The following is a 16,337-nucleotide window of genomic DNA, read 5'->3' as shown; positions in this document are numbered from 1 at the left end:
CGTCCTACGGTTTCTAATTCATGAAGCCGGAGGACACAACTCGGGAGAAGGAGCGTTCATTCATGGCAAAAGTAGCAGACAAATATCTGAAGGTTGATCCCTGGGCGGTTATCGAGGAAGGCTTCGATCCATTGCGGAACCGGACCTCGGAGTCGATTTTTTCGGTAGGCAACGAGTATATGGGAGTGCGCGGCTATGCCGAGGAGGGCTACAGCGGTGATTCCCTGCCGGGCAGCTACTTCAATGGCCTTCATGAGCAGTTGGAGATCGGCAATCATTACAAGGGAATGATCCGTTCGCTGCGCTACATGGTAAATGCGGTGGACTGGCTGCATACGCGCCTTACGGTAGAGGGGGAGCAGCTGGATCTGGCCCACAGCCGGATATCGGATTACAGCCGCAGGCTGGATTTCCGCACAGGCACCTATAGCCGCCAATTCATTTGGCTGCTGGGGAGCGGCAAGAAGCTGAAGCTCACGTTTACACGGCTGGTCAGCATGACGGATTCCCATCTGGGCCTGCAGCAGGTTGTGTTCGAGCCGCTGAATTTCTCAGGAGCTGTGGAGGTATGCACCGGACTTGATTTTGGCAGCATCCATGAGGAACGCGGACAGAGCATGTGGAGAAGTCTGCGCAGCGGCGTACAAGGCGGTGTTACCGCCATTATGGCGAGCACCTTGAACACAGGCAATAAGCTGTTTTCCGGTTTTGTTCTGCAATCCTCCCAGGAGCTGCAGCCCGCAAAGGTAGAACGCGACCGTTTTATCGGGCAGGCCTTTAGGCTGCAATTAACCCAAGGCACAAAAGATTCTTATACAAAGCTTGCTGTCCATTGCCGGGATCATGAGGCTCCCCTTCATGAGGATGCGCTCTGGACTAAAGGGCTGGAGCTGGCGGCAGCTGCCTCCAAACGCAATGATGCTGAGGTGTTCGCGGATCAATCCGCCTATTGGAGCGGAATATGGGAGACGAGCGACATCCGTATTGAAGGTGATCCCGAGAATCAGCAGGGCATCCGTTTCTGTATTTTTCAGCTCTATCAGACATATCATGGCGATCATCCCGGCTATAATATCGGAGCCAAAGGGCTGACAGGTGAAGCCTACCGGGGGCTGGCTTTCTGGGACACGGAATCATATTGTCTGCCGTTCTATATGTTCAACAACCCCAAAGCGGCTAAAAACCTGCTGGAATTCCGCTACAAAACGCTGCCGGAGGCGGTGGACCGCGCGAAGGAGGTGGACTGCGAGGGGGCTTGCTACCCGATTGCCACGATAGACGGAACCGAAAGCTGCGACCTGTGGCAGCACTCCAACCTCCAGCTTCATGTCGGCACGGCGGTCTCCTACGGCATCTGGCACTATGTGAAGAACACAGGCGACAGGGATTTCCTGTACAGCAAAGGTGCTGAGATGCTGATTCAGATCAGCCGTTTCTACGCCACCCGCGGACAGTGGGGGCAGCGCAGCGGGGAATATGGTTATTTTGGCGTGATGGGTCCTGACGAATTCCAGCTGATGGTGAATAATAACTGCTACATTAATTTTATGGCGAAGAAGATGTTCGAGTTTACGCTGGAGACGCTTGCCGGGATGGAGGTACAGGTGCCGGATGCCTACGCTGAACTTATCAGGAAGACAGGGCTCCGGGCAGAAGAATTAACCGATTGGAGCAGCAAGGCGGAGCATATGCGGATACCGCTTGACCCGGACAGCGGGGTGTACGAGGAGCATGACGGTTATTTTGAGCTGCCGCACATCGATATTCATTCCATACCTGTGACGGATTTCCCGCTGTATTCCAACTGGTCCTACGACCGGCTGTACCGCTATGACATGATCAAGCAGCCCGATGTGCTGATGTTTATGTTCTTATATAATGGAGAATTCTCCAGGGAAGCCAAACGGGCCAATTACGAATATTACGAGCCGAGATGCATTCATGAATCCTCGCTTTCACCGTCGATCCACTCTATTCTGGCCTGTGAGATCGGCAAAGAAGAGGAGGCTTATCAATTTTTCGAGTTCGCGACCCGGCTTGATCTGGACAATTACAACCGGAACACCCGCGAAGGCCTGCATACCACATCGATTGCTGCGGCCTGGATGAATATTGTGTACGGCTTCGGAGGCATGCGTTCAGACGGCGAACGTCTCTCCTTCCGTCCGACGCTGCCGCAGCGCTGGACCTCTTACAGCTTCCAGGTGATGTATGAAGGGGTGCTGCTGGGCATTACAGTGGACAGTGAGCGTGTAAGGTTCAAAGCTCTACGAGGCGGAACAGCCAGCATTCTGGTATATGGACAGCAGATTATGGTGGATGCCGCAGGCACAGTGCTTCCGCTGGGCGAAGGGATGCTGGCATGATGAGCTGGACCGTTCGCGATTCAAGTTTTGACAAGGCCCGGATCATAACCAACGGCAACAAATACATGACGGGAAATGGCTATATGGGCTATCGCGGCACCCTGGAGGAGTTCGGCAGGAATCAACTGGCTGCGGTGACGCTCGCGGGGGTGTACGATCAGGCCGGAGAGCGGTGGCGGGAGCCGGTTAATGCTCCTAACGGGTTGTACACGGCATTGGTCTGCAACGGGCAGCGCCTCAGTGTTCTGGAGACTGAACCACTGGATCACAAGCAGGAGCTTGATATTCGCAGTGCGGTTCACCGGAGAGAGACGGTTTACCGCATCCCGGAGGGCGGCGAGCTGATCTACACGGCTGAACGTTTTGCCAGTATGGCTGAGCTGCATGTGCTGGCCAGCAGGCAGACTGTGAAGTGTACAGCGGACTGCCGGATCACGATTGAGACGGGCATCGACAGTGAAGTGTGGGATATTAACGGCCCCCATCTGCAGGATAAGCAGGAAATATTCAAGAATGGGGTGCTGCTGACTTCTGCGGTCACGGGGGAGCTGCAGCTCCCGGTTGCTGTAGCTGAACTGTCAGTGTTCGGATTTGGCGGGCTGAAGCTCTCCAAGGCGGGAGCCCTGCGGAAGGTTACTTTTGATGCCAAGGCTGGAGAGATCTATGAATGGTTCAAATATGCAGCTGTATATACCGGTCTGGACATGGAAGGTGCTCCAGAGGAATTGGCAGAGCAAGCGGTTCAGGCAGCGGCAGAGAAAGGATACCGGGAACTGCTGCAGGCTCACCGCAGAGTGTGGGAGGAACGCTGGTCCCGCTGCGATTGCCTCATTGAAGGTGACGCTGCCGCACAGTTAGCGCTCAGATACAGCATGTATCAGCTGATGATTATCGCGCCTACGGCGTCGGAGAAGGTATCCATCCCGGCACGGGGCTTATCCGGCCAGGTCTACAAAGGCGCGGTATTCTGGGATACAGAAATGTTCATGCTGCCTTTTTTTCTGCACAGCGATCCCGGAGTTGCCCGCAATCTGATGATGTACCGGATTCACACGCTGGATGGCGCGCGGCGCAAAGCGGCTGAATACGGATATCTTGGGGCGTTCTATGCCTGGGAGAGTCAGGATTCGGGCGATGATGCCTGCACTCTTTTCAATGTGAATGATGTCTTTACGGGCCGCCCTATGCGGACGTATTTCCGTGATAAGCAGGTCCATATCAGTGCGGATGTGGTGCATGGAATTTGGCAGTACATTCAGTTTACAGGTGACGACAGCCTGCTGCTGGACGGCGGGGCCGAGGTTATTTGGGAATGTGCGCGGTTCTTCTATTCCTATGCCTATTATAATCCGGTAAAAGAGCGCTATGAGATTCTGGATGTTACCGGTCCGGATGAATATCACGAGCGCGTGAACAATAACGCTTTTACCAATGCCTTGGTGAAAGAAACCCTGGAAATTGCCCTGCGCAGTGCAGAATTGCTGGAGAGCAGGTACCCGGAAGCTTACCGCGAATTGCATAGGGAATTTACAGGTGGCCCGTTCCTGACAGAATTCCAGACGCTGCTGGAGGGGCTGTATCTTCCCCGGCCGGACCCGGATACGCTCCTGATTGAACAATTTGACCGTTATTTCCAGCTCGAAGAGGTCACTTTGCCGGAGCTGAGGTCACGGGTGATTAACAAAAACGAATATTGGGGCGGCGGCAACGGGCTCGCCACCACCACCAGAATCCTGAAGCAGGCGGATGTTGTGCTGATGCTGAACCTGTTCAAATCAGCTTTTACTAAGGAAGTGAAGCAGGCGAACTGGGAGTTCTATGAACCGCGCACCGAGCATGGCTCCAGCCTTAGCCCATGCATCTACGCGCTGGTGGCGGCTGAGATCGGCTCGCCGGATTGGGGTTATCCATATTTTATGCGGACGGCTACAGTTGATCTTACCGGTGAATCGAAGCAATATGTGGGGGATCTCTATATCGGAGGCACGCATCCGGCAGCGAATGGCGGGGCGTGGATGGCCGCGGTGCTTGGCTTCGCGGGGGTGCAGTTCGACGGAGCTGCCGTCTGCCTGAAGCCGGCGCTGCCCAAGCATTGGCAGTCGGTCGAACTGCCGATTACGCTGCGCGGAGGTCAGTACAGGCTGCGTGTCACTCGTGATGAAATCGTGATTACAGCGGCAGCGGGCAACCGTGAGGCTTTGGCTTTTGCCGGATTCGGCGGCCCGGCTGAGCTGTGCGGACCGGGTGCAGAGCTGCGGCTGCGCATGGCGGAGTCGGCAGCGGCAGAAAATTGATAAAAGCCAGAAAGTTTATCTAAATGGAGAGGACAGAATATACATGCTGGAGCATATGAAGGGTGCAATCTTTGATTTGGACGGTGTGATTGTAGACACGGCCAAATATCATTATCTGGCCTGGCGCTCGCTTGCCGCAGACCTTGGGTTCGAATTCACGGAGGCGCATAACGAAAGGCTGAAAGGGGTCAGCCGTATGCGATCACTTGATATTCTGCTGGAGATCGGCGGCCTGGAATTCGATGAAGCGGAGAAGGCGGCAATGGCCGAACGTAAGAATCGGCGATATGTAGACTATATCTCGCGCTTGGATGATTCGGAGCTGCTGCCGGGTGTCCGCGAATATCTCGGCAGGCTTAAGGAGCGGGGGATAGGCATTGCTCTGGGCTCTGCCAGCAAAAACGCCGTATTCATCCTGGATAAGCTGAAGATAACCGGGCTGTTCGATGCGGTTGTTGACGGCAACACCGTATCCCGCGCCAAACCGGACCCCGAGGTCTTTCAGACCGCCTGCCGCAGACTCGGGCTGCAGCCAACGGATTGTGTGGTTTTTGAGGATGCGGAAGCGGGGGTTACCGCCGCCAAAGCGGCAGGGATGCGGGTGGTTGGCATCGGCAAGCGGGAAAAGCTGGCGGCAGCCGACGTCGTCATAACCGGATTGCATGAATTGTAGGACCTTGGTAGACTTATTGCAGGGAAAGAAAGCGATTTCCTGTATGAAATAATTCTATCCAATGGAAGAAAGCTTGAGGGATGAACATGAAGACAATGTTGTTATGGCCGGAAGGGGCGCCTGGCGCACTGGGAACAAGCGATGAGGATTGCCCGGCGATTACGCCTTATCTGGTGGAAGGTGACAAGAACGCCGCTGTGCTTGTCTGTCCGGGCGGCGGGTATGGCATGCGTGCAGACCACGAAGGAGGACCGGTGGCTGAATGGCTGAATACACTGGGAATCTCGGCTTTTGTGCTGCGATACCGCGTAGCGCCTTATGGATACCCCCATGCGCTGCGGGATGCTCAGCGTGCGCTCCGCACGATCCGTTACCGCGCTGAAGAGTATGGGATAGATCCTGACAGACTGGGAATCCTGGGATTTTCGGCAGGCGGACATTTAGCTTCTGCTGCCGGTGTTCTGTTCGATGCGGGTGATGAAGAAGCTTCAGAGCCTTTGGAACGGAAGTCCTCACGTCCGGATTTGTTGATTCTATGTTATCCGGTAATATCCATGGCTGAAGGAGTGACCCATCAGGGTTCCAAGGAGAATCAGCTGGGGACAGACCCCGATCCGGAGCTGGTGAAGCGTCTCAGCAGCGAGCTTCAGGTTACGGCAGCTACCCCGCCTGCCTTCCTGTGGCATACTTCGGATGACGGAGCGGTGCCTGTGGAGAACAGCCTGCAATTTGCTGCTGCGTTAAGCCGTCACCGCATTCCGTTTGATCTTCACGTGTATGCTCATGGCCAGCATGGGCTTGGCCTGGCCGACGGGGAGCCGCACACCCGGAGCTGGACTGAGGCCTGCGCTTCCTGGCTGGCGTTGAACGGCTACACGAAGTAGGTAAAAGTCTTTTCTAAAGAATATTCGAAACATCATCGTTCCTAGATGATCATGCAAAGGAACTGTCTAATGACAGTTCCTTTTTTTGTCAGTGGAATTTAATAGTTTTTTTCCAAGTAGCGCCTGTTGAAGAAGTAGCTGAGCAGTGCTATATAAAGCGGACTTGAAATAGCAACTAGTGACTCCCCCTTGCCTCTCCAATCCGCTGCTAACTGAAAAATACATATAATTGAACATCATTTCCATTAAAATAAACCTATGTAAGCGCTTATCCGTTTGCTATATTATTAAAACTGGAGGTGTATCCAGATGTTGTCTGCTTTTATCAAGCCCATCGTCAGACTGAGCGTCAAGCAGCAGCTGATTCTGCTGTTTCTGATAATGATCTCGCCCATACTGATCCTGAACAGCTATGGCAACTACAAAGCGGAGGAAATTCTGAAGCGCCATGTCACCAATGCCTATGTGGAGTTGAACAAGCAGAACTTTGCGATTATCAATCGAGACATTGATACAGTGAACAAGATTACCACCACCGTGATTCAGAATCCGGTTCTGCAGCAGCTGCATGTCAGCGGCAGCGAGCCTGTGATGGAGCGGGTGGAACGTTATGAAACCATAGAAAAACTGCTGGGCAGCTACTCGCAGGGTGCCGGACGGGGCGACGGGATTTATTACTCGCTGTATGTGTACGACCCGGACAATTATTATTTTTTTGCTCCCAATTTTCCGCAGGTGAAGAAGGCGGGCGTGTATTTTTTCTCCACAGGTGAGAAGCCCTACTGGTTTGACCAGGTCGTGCAGCAGAAGGGGAGGGGATATTTAATGTTCGCAGAGAAGCTTAGCCCGCAGGCCGAGAATCTCAAGACACTGACTTACGTCCGGGCGGTCAACAGCATTTACAGGGGGGCAGGAACCATCGGCGTGCTGGTGGTCACCAAGATGGAGTCCAAAATCGGCGAGTCGCTGAAATCCATTTCCCTGCCGGAAGGCGAGATCTATTTGACCGATATGAACAACCAGGTGCTGGCTTCGACCACCAATGCGACTGGAGAGGTTATTGAACTGCCGGAGGGGGCTGAGACCGGTGATCCCGAAGGAACCGAGGACATTATCACGGATGACTTCATCTATGTTGTGAACAACAACCATGCGTTTGCCCAGAAGCTGGTCTACAAGGTCCCGGTCAAAGCGCTGCTCCAGCAGCAGAAGGAAATGAAGCGGGTGATTCAATACATAACGGTTGCTTACGCGCTCTTCGGGCTGATTATTATTACTTATTTCTGGCGTTCGCTCATGACTCCACTGCAGAAGCTGGCTTTTTTTGTGCGCAAATATGAGCCGGGCAACCGTGTTCCCGAGACCCCGCAGAGAGGGACCAATGATGAAGTCAGTGTACTGATCGCTTCTACTTACGATATGGCCCGCAGGCTGAATAGTCTTATCATGTATAAATACCAGATGGAGCTGAAGCAGAAGGAATCCCAGCTGCAGCTGCTTTATCAGCAGATCAATCCGCATCTGCTCTATAACACGCTGGAGAGCATTTATTGGAAAAGCTCGCTGGAAGGCAATGTCGAATCCGCGGAAATGATCAAGGAACTATCGAAGCTGATGAAGATCAGCTTAAGCCGGGGCCGGGAGCTGATTACGCTGGAGGAGGAGCTGGAGCATGCCAGTGCCTATATCAAGCTGCAGCAGCACCGGTATGACTACGTATTCACGGTCATCTGGAACATTGCCCCGGAGACCAAAACGAATCTCATTCCCAAGATCACCCTCCAGCCCCTGATCGAAAATGCCATCATCCATGGTGTCAAAAATATGGCTGAGGACGGGGAAATCCTGATCACTTCGGTTCTTCAGGAGGACACAATTCTGATTACCATAGCGGATAACGGCTACAAGCCGGTGGATTGCAGGGCCATTGAGCAGATCTTAAATGATGAGAGCACGAGTCCGGCCGGCGGCTACGGCATCCGCAATATCAATCAGCGGGTCCACTTGCATTTTGGCTCCCAATATGGAATCAGCTACGCACCCCGCCAGGGTGGAGGGACAGTCGTCACGGTTAAACTTCCCAAGTCGGAGAATCAACAATAGAAAGGTGGCCTCTTAGATGTTTAATGTACTGGTTGTAGACGATGAGCCGCTGATTTGCAAAGGGCTGGGCAGCCTGCTGGCTTCCTCGGGACTGGAGATCGGCCATATTTATACCGCAAACAGCGGCTTTGAAGCCTTGGATGTTATCCGCATGGAGGAGGTTGATCTGCTGGTGACGGATATCCAGATGGGGGCCATGAGCGGCATTGAGCTGATGCAGCACGCCAAGCTGGCCAAACCATGGGTGCAGACCATTATCATCTCCGCTCATGAGACGTTCCAATATGCCCAGATGGCCGTCCGGCTGGGGGCGAAGGATTATCTGATCAAGCCGCTGAACAGCGAGCATTTTCTCGATTCGGTACGGAATGTGCTGCTCAAAATGGACAAACCCTCCCCGGAGCTGGCCACCTTCATGGCCGGGATTGGCGAGAGCTTCCGCCTGGAGGAGCCGCTGCCCGAATACAGCAGGCTGCTGAACGCGCTCATTGAAGAGCCTGCCTCTGTGCTGGGCGATGAGCAGAAGCTGCGGAAGCTGGATGAGCTGAAGCTGCAGGGGCCTTTTTTCTCCGTAATCAAGATCAAACTGCCGCTGCCGGAAGAAGACGGGGAGAAAAAATACACCTTCCGCGACCGGGAGCTGCTGCGTTATGCCGCGCTTAACATTGCCAAAGAGCTGCTGGACCAGGAGTGGAGTACGGTGGCTTTTTATTCTCCGGAGGAGGAGATCACCGTTGTGATCCAGTGGGATGAGAAGACCTATGAGGAATCGGCTGCGGGTCAGATCAACCGGCTGGATGTGCTGGGCCGCACTCTGCATTTAAATATCCATAAGTACCTGCATTTGAATGCCGTAATTGGCATCAGCCAGATCCTTAAGGGCTTGTCCTTTATGGATGTGCTGAACCGCCAAGCCTCAAAGGCCATTCAGTGGAACAAGGAGCACTCCGATTACTATGTGTTCTACTACGGTGATTTCAACTGGAGCAGCTATGCCGCCGATCCTTCAGCCGAGGAGCTGCATACGCACAGCAACCTGATTGTGCAGAAGGCCAAGGAGTATATCGACGAGAACTATGCCCAGAAGGGCTTGACGATCCATGAGGTGGCCAAAAAAAATCACGTCAGCCCCAACTACCTGAGCTATCTGTTCAAAAAAAATACAGGCCACAACCTGTGGGAATATGTCATCAAGCTGCGGATGGAGGACAGCCGCGAGATGCTTCTGCATACTGACCTGCGCCGTTACGAGATTGCGGAGCGGGTGGGCTATGAGTCCCCGGAGCATTTCAGCAAGATTTTCAAAAAATATTACGGCATCAGCCCCAGCGAACTGAAGAAGTAAGAACGCTTACGATTGCGGTAGATATAGACATGTTCAGGCTTCGGCTCCTTTTCTACAATTAATGCAGGCAGCGCTTGGTGCAAGTGCTGAAAGACAAAAGGAATGAGGGAGCCAGATGAACCAAACCGCTTCAATCCACGAGACAATGCCGGCGAAGCTTGAGCGCAAACCGCACAAACAGAACCGCTGGAAAAAAAACTTTTGGGGATATATGTTTCTCTTACCCGCCATTATTATTTTTGTATTGTTTATGTGGGTTCCAATTTTTAAAGGGTTTATGTACAGCTTCTATACCGTGGACTTCGTAAAGGGCAATACCTTTGCCGGCCTCGATAATTATGCCAGAGCGCTTACGGACCCGGATGTATTGATTGCTGTAAAAAATACCCTGTATTACATGGTGCTCTGCCTGGTGATCGGCTTCTGGGTGCCGATTGCCTTTGCCATCGCCATTTCCGAGCTGCGGAAATTCGGCGGCTTTGTCCGTGTGGCGGCTTATCTGCCGTTTGTACTGCCGGCTGTCGTGCTGTATGGCTTGTGGAGATGGCTGTACGATCCGGTCGGACCCATCAATGCGCTGCTCGGGACAATGGGGGCGGATCAAATCTCTTTTCTGACGGACAGCAGGTGGTCGATGATCTCGTTAGTTTTTATGGAAACCTGGCAGCAGTTTGGCTCGGGGATGCTCATTTATCTGGCGGCTGTGCTCAGTATTCCCCGCGATTGGTACGAAGCTGCTGAAATTGACGGTGCCGGGGTGTGGGCCCGTATCCGCCATATCACACTGCCCTCTTTGCGCAATCTGATTGTCCTGATGCTGATTCTGCAGATTATTGCCACCTCCCAGGGTTACCAGTCACAGCTTGCTTTGCTGGATGGAGGCCCGAATAATACCACGCTGACCTACGCGCTGCTGATTGTAAAGTATGCTTTTACCCGGCTGGATTACGGAACGGCGACGGCGCTTGGCATGCTGATGTTCATTGTTCTCGGCGGTTTGGGCATTGTGCAGTTCAAGCTGAACAAGGAGGACAACTAACATGAAGAGCGCAGACAGAGGCATTCTTTCCGAACATGATCTGAAAAAAACAAGCAACAAAATCGTTTACGGGATTATGGTGTTTTTCATCCTGGTCATGGTCTTTACCATGCTCTATCCGATCCTGATGACGATGTTCAACGGTCTCAAATCCAACACGGAGGTCAATTCCTTTCCGCCGCATTTTTTTCCGCAGGAGTGGCATTTCGGCAATTTGAAGGATGCGCTGAACTATATCGATCTGCTGGTGTTCCTCAGAAACACACTCTATATTTTCGTGGGGAATATGGCTGTGACTCTTATTGTACTTGGCCTTGCTTCCTTCAGCATTTCCCGGATGAACGTGCCTTACCGCAAGGTGTTTTATTTTTTCTTCCTGATGACTTTGTTTATCCCGGCGACCAGTTATATGATTCCGAACTTCGTCAATCTGAAGGAGCTTGGACTGCTGAACCAGTATGCGGCATTCTGGCTGCCGGCGGGAGCGAATACGTTTTACTTCCTGCTTTTGAAGAACTTTTTTGACGGAATCCATCCGGAGATTTTTGAAGCCGCACGGATTGACGGGGCCTCGGAGCCGCGCAGTTTTTTCTCGATAGCTGTGCCGCTGTCCATTCCCATTTTTGCCACACTGGCGATCTTTATTTTCTCAACTGCCTGGAATGACTGGTTCTGGCCGTCCCTTGTTATGCACAGTGAGGATAAATACACTCTCGCCACAGCGATCTATAAATATGTAATCGCCGTTAAGGCGCTCAACACCAATATCAAATTTGCCATTCTCTTTCTGGTTTCTCTGCCGCCGATTCTGGTGTTCCTGCTGTTCCAGAAATTTATTATGCGCGGTGTGGCTTTGTCGGCAGTGAAGGGGTAACACGGGGTGTGCGTTTGAACCACAGACCGTAAACCTGCACATGAAAGGAATATAAATGCACCTCGTGCGGACACGGGTTCTCTCTTAAGATAAATCTGTAAGCTAACTATGAATGGAAAAGGGGAGTTTCAATGCGTAAATTTTCCAGCGTCCTAGCCTGTCTCCTGGTGACAGGATCGTTGTTATCCGCGTGCAGCGGCAACAATAACAACAATAGCGCCAAGGGAACAGAGGGGGGAGAAGCATCACCGGCCGCCACGGACAAAGCGGCAGACAACAGTGCAGCCACCAATGCGCCGGCAGATGATATTAAAGACCGCAAGGTCACCATTAAGATCCATTATCCTACACCGGACCTGACGGAAGTGCGGGCGCAGGAAGATGATAAGATCAAGCGTTTCCAGGCAGAGTACCCGAATGTGGAGATTGTCAAAGACGACTGGCAGTACAACGTTAGTGAAATCGGTGTGAAAATGGCTGCCAATGAAGCCCCGACCTTCTTCAATACGTATGCCACGGAAGCGAAATTCCTCGTCGAAAAGGGCTGGGTGGCGGACATCACCGGTCTGTGGAACAAATATGAGTACAAGGACCAGATCAATCCCGTCCTGCAAAACCAGTTCATCATTGACGGCAAGGTGTATGGCATCACCCAAAAAGGTTATGTCACCACAACGATGCTTAATAAAAAAATGCTGGATGACAAAGGTGTAGCTGTTCCGCCCATGGACTGGACCTGGGAGGATATGCTGAACACCGCCAAAGGAGCGGCTGACGCCAAAAAAGGCATCTCCGGTATCGCCCCGATGGGCAAAGGCAATGAAGCGGGCTGGAACTGGACCAACTTCCTGTTCGAAGCCGGCGGGGAGATCCAGAAGGTTGACGGCGGCAAAGTGGTAGCAACCTTTAACTCCGAGGCAGGTGTGAAGGCGCTGGATTTCTATAAGAAGCTGAGATGGGAAGCCAATGCCATTCCTCAGGACTGGGCACTGGGCTGGGGCGACGCTGTAGGCGCGTTCCAGCAAGGACGCACAGCGATGGTCATGGCCGGTTCCGACGGTGTGATCGAGCAAGCCCTGAACCAGGGCGGCTTGAAACCGGAGGATGTGCTCACTTATCCAATGCCCGCTGCGGAAAAGGGCGGCAAGCACACGGGCGTACTCGGCGGCGACTATCTGGTCATCAACCCGAATGCCACCCCGGACGAGCAGGAGATGGCTTTCCGCTATATCACTTTTGACTACTTCTCCGACAAAGGGCTGGAAGCATTGGATGCGATTCTGCAGCAGCGCAAAGCGGACGGCAAATACTTCATCCCGCCGCTTCTGGACTACTATGCCGCCGATTCTGATTTTGGCAAGAAAACCAAAGCTATTTATGACAAGTACGATATTGTCTATCAATACAACCCGGATATTATGGGGCTGCTGGATGGCAAGCCGGAGGCGCAATACAACACACAGGATTACTATGCAACGATGTCCAATGTGATTCAGGAGCTTTTCTCCAAAAAAGGCACGGACTCCAAAGCCCAGCTTGACGCCGCAGCTAAAACCGTACAGGAAAAGTTCTTTGATACGATTAAGGTTGAGTAGTGCGGAGAAAGAGCAGTCCGTGAAGATAACCAAATAGTTGAGAAGAAGGCCGGGGAAATTTCCGGTCTTTTTCCATTTTAGACAGGGATTCGGGGACATCGCAGTGGGCGTGTATTCAAAGACGAAAAAGCTATTTGAAGGGGAAATATGTCAAGTGAAAAAATTCACGTTTGCAAAAAAGACAAAAATAACGGAGAAAACATACATAAAATGGAACATAATCCTGATTAAGAGCGAATGAAAGCGCTTTGAAAACAAATCAAAAAAAACTTTATACTTTGTGAAAGATTTCACTATACAACCCTGATGCGATGTGATAAGATGAATGTGTAGAGAAAAACAACCTAAAAATTGACAGGAGGACGAGGGAGATGGCAGTTAAGAACGAAGTCGCCGCCCAAGTGAAACAAACCACTGCTGAAGAGTATATTCAGACTTTGGTGGATAAAGCAAAGAAAGCTCAAGAAGCTTACATGCAGCTGGATCAAGAGCAGGTTAACACAATCGTTCATGCAATGGCTCTGGCAGGACTCGACAAGCACATGTACCTGGCAAAGCTCGCCGTAGAAGAAACAGGCCGCGGCGTTTATGAAGACAAAATCACGAAGAACATCTTCGCAACAGAATATATCTGGCACGGCATTAAGTATGACAAGACAGTAGGCGTAGTAGAAGACAATCAATATGACAGTTTCCAAAAAATTGCCGAACCGGTCGGAATCGTAATGGGTATCACACCGGTAACCAATCCAACATCCACCACGATGTTTAAGGCACTGATCGCCGCTAAGACACGTAATCCTATTATATTCGGTTTCCATCCATCTGCGCAAGAGTGTAGTGCCGCAGCAGCCAAAATTCTCCATGACGCAGCCGTAAAAGCCGGCGCTCCTGAGAACTGCATCCAGTGGATCGAGCTGCCTACGATGGACAAAACAAACGCGCTTATGAACAACCCGGACGTTGCGCTGATCCTGGCAACAGGCGGTTCGGCAATGGTTAAGGCAGCTTACAGCTGCGGTAAACCGGCTCTTGGCGTAGGCCCTGGTAACGTGCCTGCCTTCATTGAGAAGAGCGCCGATATCGATCAGGCCGTAACGGACATCATCCTTTCCAAAACATTCGACAATGGTATGATCTGCGCTTCCGAGCAGGCAGTTATCATTGAAGAAGCGATCTTCGACCAAGTGAAGAAGAAAATGATTGCCAACGGCTGCTACTTTGTAAATAAAGAAGAAGCTGCCAAACTGACAAGCGGCGCAATGAACGTGGAAAAATGCGCAGTAAACCCTGCAATTGTAGGTCAATCCGCAGTGAAAATCGCTGAAATGTGCGGAATTCAGGTTCCTGCCGGCACTAAGATTCTGGTAGCAGAGCTTGAAGGCGTAGGCACCAAATATCCGCTGTCCGCAGAAAAATTGAGCCCGGTTCTGGCTTGCTACAAAGTTAAAAATGCTGACCAGGGTATCGAACGTGCGGCACAGGTTGTTGAATTTGGCGGTATGGGCCACAGCTCGGCCATCCACTCCCATAACGAAGAAGTGATCATGAAGTTCTCGAACCGTCTGCAGACCGGACGTATTCTCGTCAACTCGCCTTCCACACATGGCGCAATCGGCGATATCTACAATACGAATATCCCTTCACTGACTCTGGGCTGCGGATCTTACGGCCGCAACTCTGTATCGCAGAACGTAACTGCTGTCAATCTGATCAACGTGAAAAGGGTGAACCGTCGTACCGTGAATATGCAATGGTTTAAAGTACCTGACAAGATCTACTTCGAAAAAGGTGCCACTCAGTACCTGGCCAAAATGCCTGATATCACACGCGTAGCTATTATCACTGACCCAATGATGGTTAAACTGGGTTATGTAGAAAGAGTTGAGCACTACCTGCGTCAACGCCAGACTCCAGTAGCGATCGAAGTGTTCTCGGAAGTTGAACCGGACCCGTCGACCACAACTGTAGAAAAAGGTACAGCTATGATGAACAGATTCCAGCCGGACTGCATCATCGCACTCGGCGGCGGTTCCCCAATGGATGCTGCCAAAGGCATGTGGCTGTTCTACGAACATCCGGACGCTGACTTTAACGGTCTGAAACAGAAGTTCATGGATATCCGCAAACGTGTATACAAATTCCCTAAGCTTGGAAACAAAGCGAAATTCGTAGCGATTCCAACTACTTCGGGTACCGGTTCTGAAGTAACATCTTTCGCGGTTATTACTGATAAAACTACTGCCAACAATACGAAATACCCATTGGCTGACTACGAGCTGACTCCAGACGTAGCGATCATCGATCCTGAGTTTGTATACAGCCTGCCAAAAACAGCTGTTGCCGATACAGGTATGGACGTTCTGACACATGCCATCGAAGCTTACGTTTCGGTTATGGCAAGCGACTATACGGATGGTCTGGCTATCAAAGCTATCCAACTGGTATTCCAATACCTTGAAAAATCGGCACTGCAAGGCGACAAGCTTGCCCGCGAAAAAATGCACAACGCATCTACGCTGGCTGGTATGGCTTTTGCCAACGCATTCCTGGGCATCAACCACAGCTTGGCGCACAAATGGGGCGGACAGTACCACACTGCCCATGGCCGTACCAATGCCATTCTGATGCCGCATGTCATCCGCTACAACGCTAAGAAACCTACGAAGTTCGCTTCGTTCCCTAAATATTCGCACTTTGTAGCTGACGAACGTTATGCCGAAATCGCCCGCATTCTGGGATTGCCTGCCCGCACCACTGAAGAAGGCGTAACAAGCCTGATCAACGCTATCCGCGACATGAACAAAAAACTCGGCATCGAAGAGTCGTTCCAGGCACTTGGTTTCGATCCTAAGGATTTCGAATCCCGTGTAGATTATCTGGCTGACCGTGCATTTGAAGACCAATGTACAACTGCCAACCCTAAACTCCCGCTGGTTTCCGAACTTGCTGATGTATACCGCAATGCTTTCTACGGCAGATTCGACAACTAATTAACGGTTGTATGGGAAAAAGTATGGTTAAAGGTTAATATGGGACTGGATGGAAGTGACAAATATCACCGAAATAGTGATATTTGTCACAGTTCTTTTTCAGAAAATAAACTAAAATGTTTATATAAACAACGGTCCCGGATTTGAAGATATAATTGTGAATTTTATAAC

General features: G+C 51.6%; 10 protein-coding genes. All 10 read left to right on the top strand.

Annotated features, from left to right (window positions below):
• The first annotated feature begins 62 nt into the window (after positions 1 to 62).
• The 10 genes from PRIO_RS23310 (at position 63) to adhE (ending at position 16,166) form a co-directional block, all read left to right on the top strand.
• A complete protein-coding gene (locus PRIO_RS23310) occupies positions 63 to 2,366 on the top strand; it encodes a glycoside hydrolase family 65 protein (protein ID WP_046504920.1) in 2,304 nt (767 codons plus the stop codon).
• On the top strand, positions 2,363 to 4,660 hold the full coding sequence (locus PRIO_RS23305) for a glycosyl hydrolase family 65 domain-containing protein (protein WP_231869740.1): 2,298 nt from the start codon (positions 2,363 to 2,365) through the stop codon (positions 4,658 to 4,660). The genes PRIO_RS23310 and PRIO_RS23305 overlap by 4 nt, the downstream gene beginning before the upstream one ends.
• Positions 4,661 to 4,703: 43 nt before the next feature.
• Positions 4,704 to 5,333 (top strand): beta-phosphoglucomutase, encoded by a 630-nt coding sequence (gene pgmB / locus PRIO_RS23300; protein ID WP_020429161.1) that lies wholly within the window; start codon positions 4,704 to 4,706, stop codon positions 5,331 to 5,333.
• Between the two features lie 86 nt (positions 5,334 to 5,419).
• Positions 5,420 to 6,217, top strand: coding sequence for an alpha/beta hydrolase (locus PRIO_RS23295; RefSeq protein ID WP_039788828.1), 798 nt, complete (start codon positions 5,420 to 5,422; stop codon positions 6,215 to 6,217).
• A gap of 309 nt (positions 6,218 to 6,526) precedes the next feature.
• Positions 6,527 to 8,320, top strand: a complete 1,794-nt coding sequence (locus PRIO_RS23290; protein ID WP_046504917.1) for a cache domain-containing sensor histidine kinase — start codon at positions 6,527 to 6,529, stop codon at positions 8,318 to 8,320.
• A 16-nt stretch (positions 8,321 to 8,336) separates the two neighbouring features.
• Positions 8,337 to 9,665, top strand: a complete 1,329-nt coding sequence (locus PRIO_RS23285; protein ID WP_020429165.1) for a response regulator — start codon at positions 8,337 to 8,339, stop codon at positions 9,663 to 9,665.
• Between the two features lie 145 nt (positions 9,666 to 9,810).
• The gene (locus PRIO_RS23280) at positions 9,811 to 10,704 is read left to right on the top strand and encodes a carbohydrate ABC transporter permease (protein ID WP_231869739.1); all 894 of its coding nucleotides are present in this window, start codon (positions 9,811 to 9,813) and stop codon (positions 10,702 to 10,704) included.
• Between the two features lies 1 nt (position 10,705).
• Entirely contained in the window at positions 10,706 to 11,578 is an 873-nt protein-coding gene (locus PRIO_RS23275; RefSeq protein ID WP_020429167.1) for a carbohydrate ABC transporter permease, read from the top strand.
• Between the two features lie 131 nt (positions 11,579 to 11,709).
• Positions 11,710 to 13,173 carry an ABC transporter substrate-binding protein gene (locus PRIO_RS23270; RefSeq protein WP_046504912.1) on the top strand — a complete coding sequence of 488 codons (1,464 nt, stop codon included), beginning with the start codon at positions 11,710 to 11,712 and terminating at the stop codon, positions 13,171 to 13,173.
• Positions 13,174 to 13,544: 371 nt separating this feature from the next.
• The gene (gene adhE / locus PRIO_RS23260) at positions 13,545 to 16,166 is read left to right on the top strand and encodes a bifunctional acetaldehyde-CoA/alcohol dehydrogenase (RefSeq protein WP_020429170.1); all 2,622 of its coding nucleotides are present in this window, start codon (positions 13,545 to 13,547) and stop codon (positions 16,164 to 16,166) included.
• Positions 16,167 to 16,337 lie beyond the last annotated feature (171 nt).

The sequence above is a fragment of the Paenibacillus riograndensis SBR5 genome, assembly GCF_000981585.1.
GTDB classification, from domain to species: Bacteria; Bacillota; Bacilli; order Paenibacillales; family Paenibacillaceae; genus Paenibacillus_AQ; species Paenibacillus_AQ riograndensis.
The sequence above is the reverse complement of the archived record's forward strand: the minus strand, read 5'-3'. Positions and strand labels throughout refer to the sequence as shown.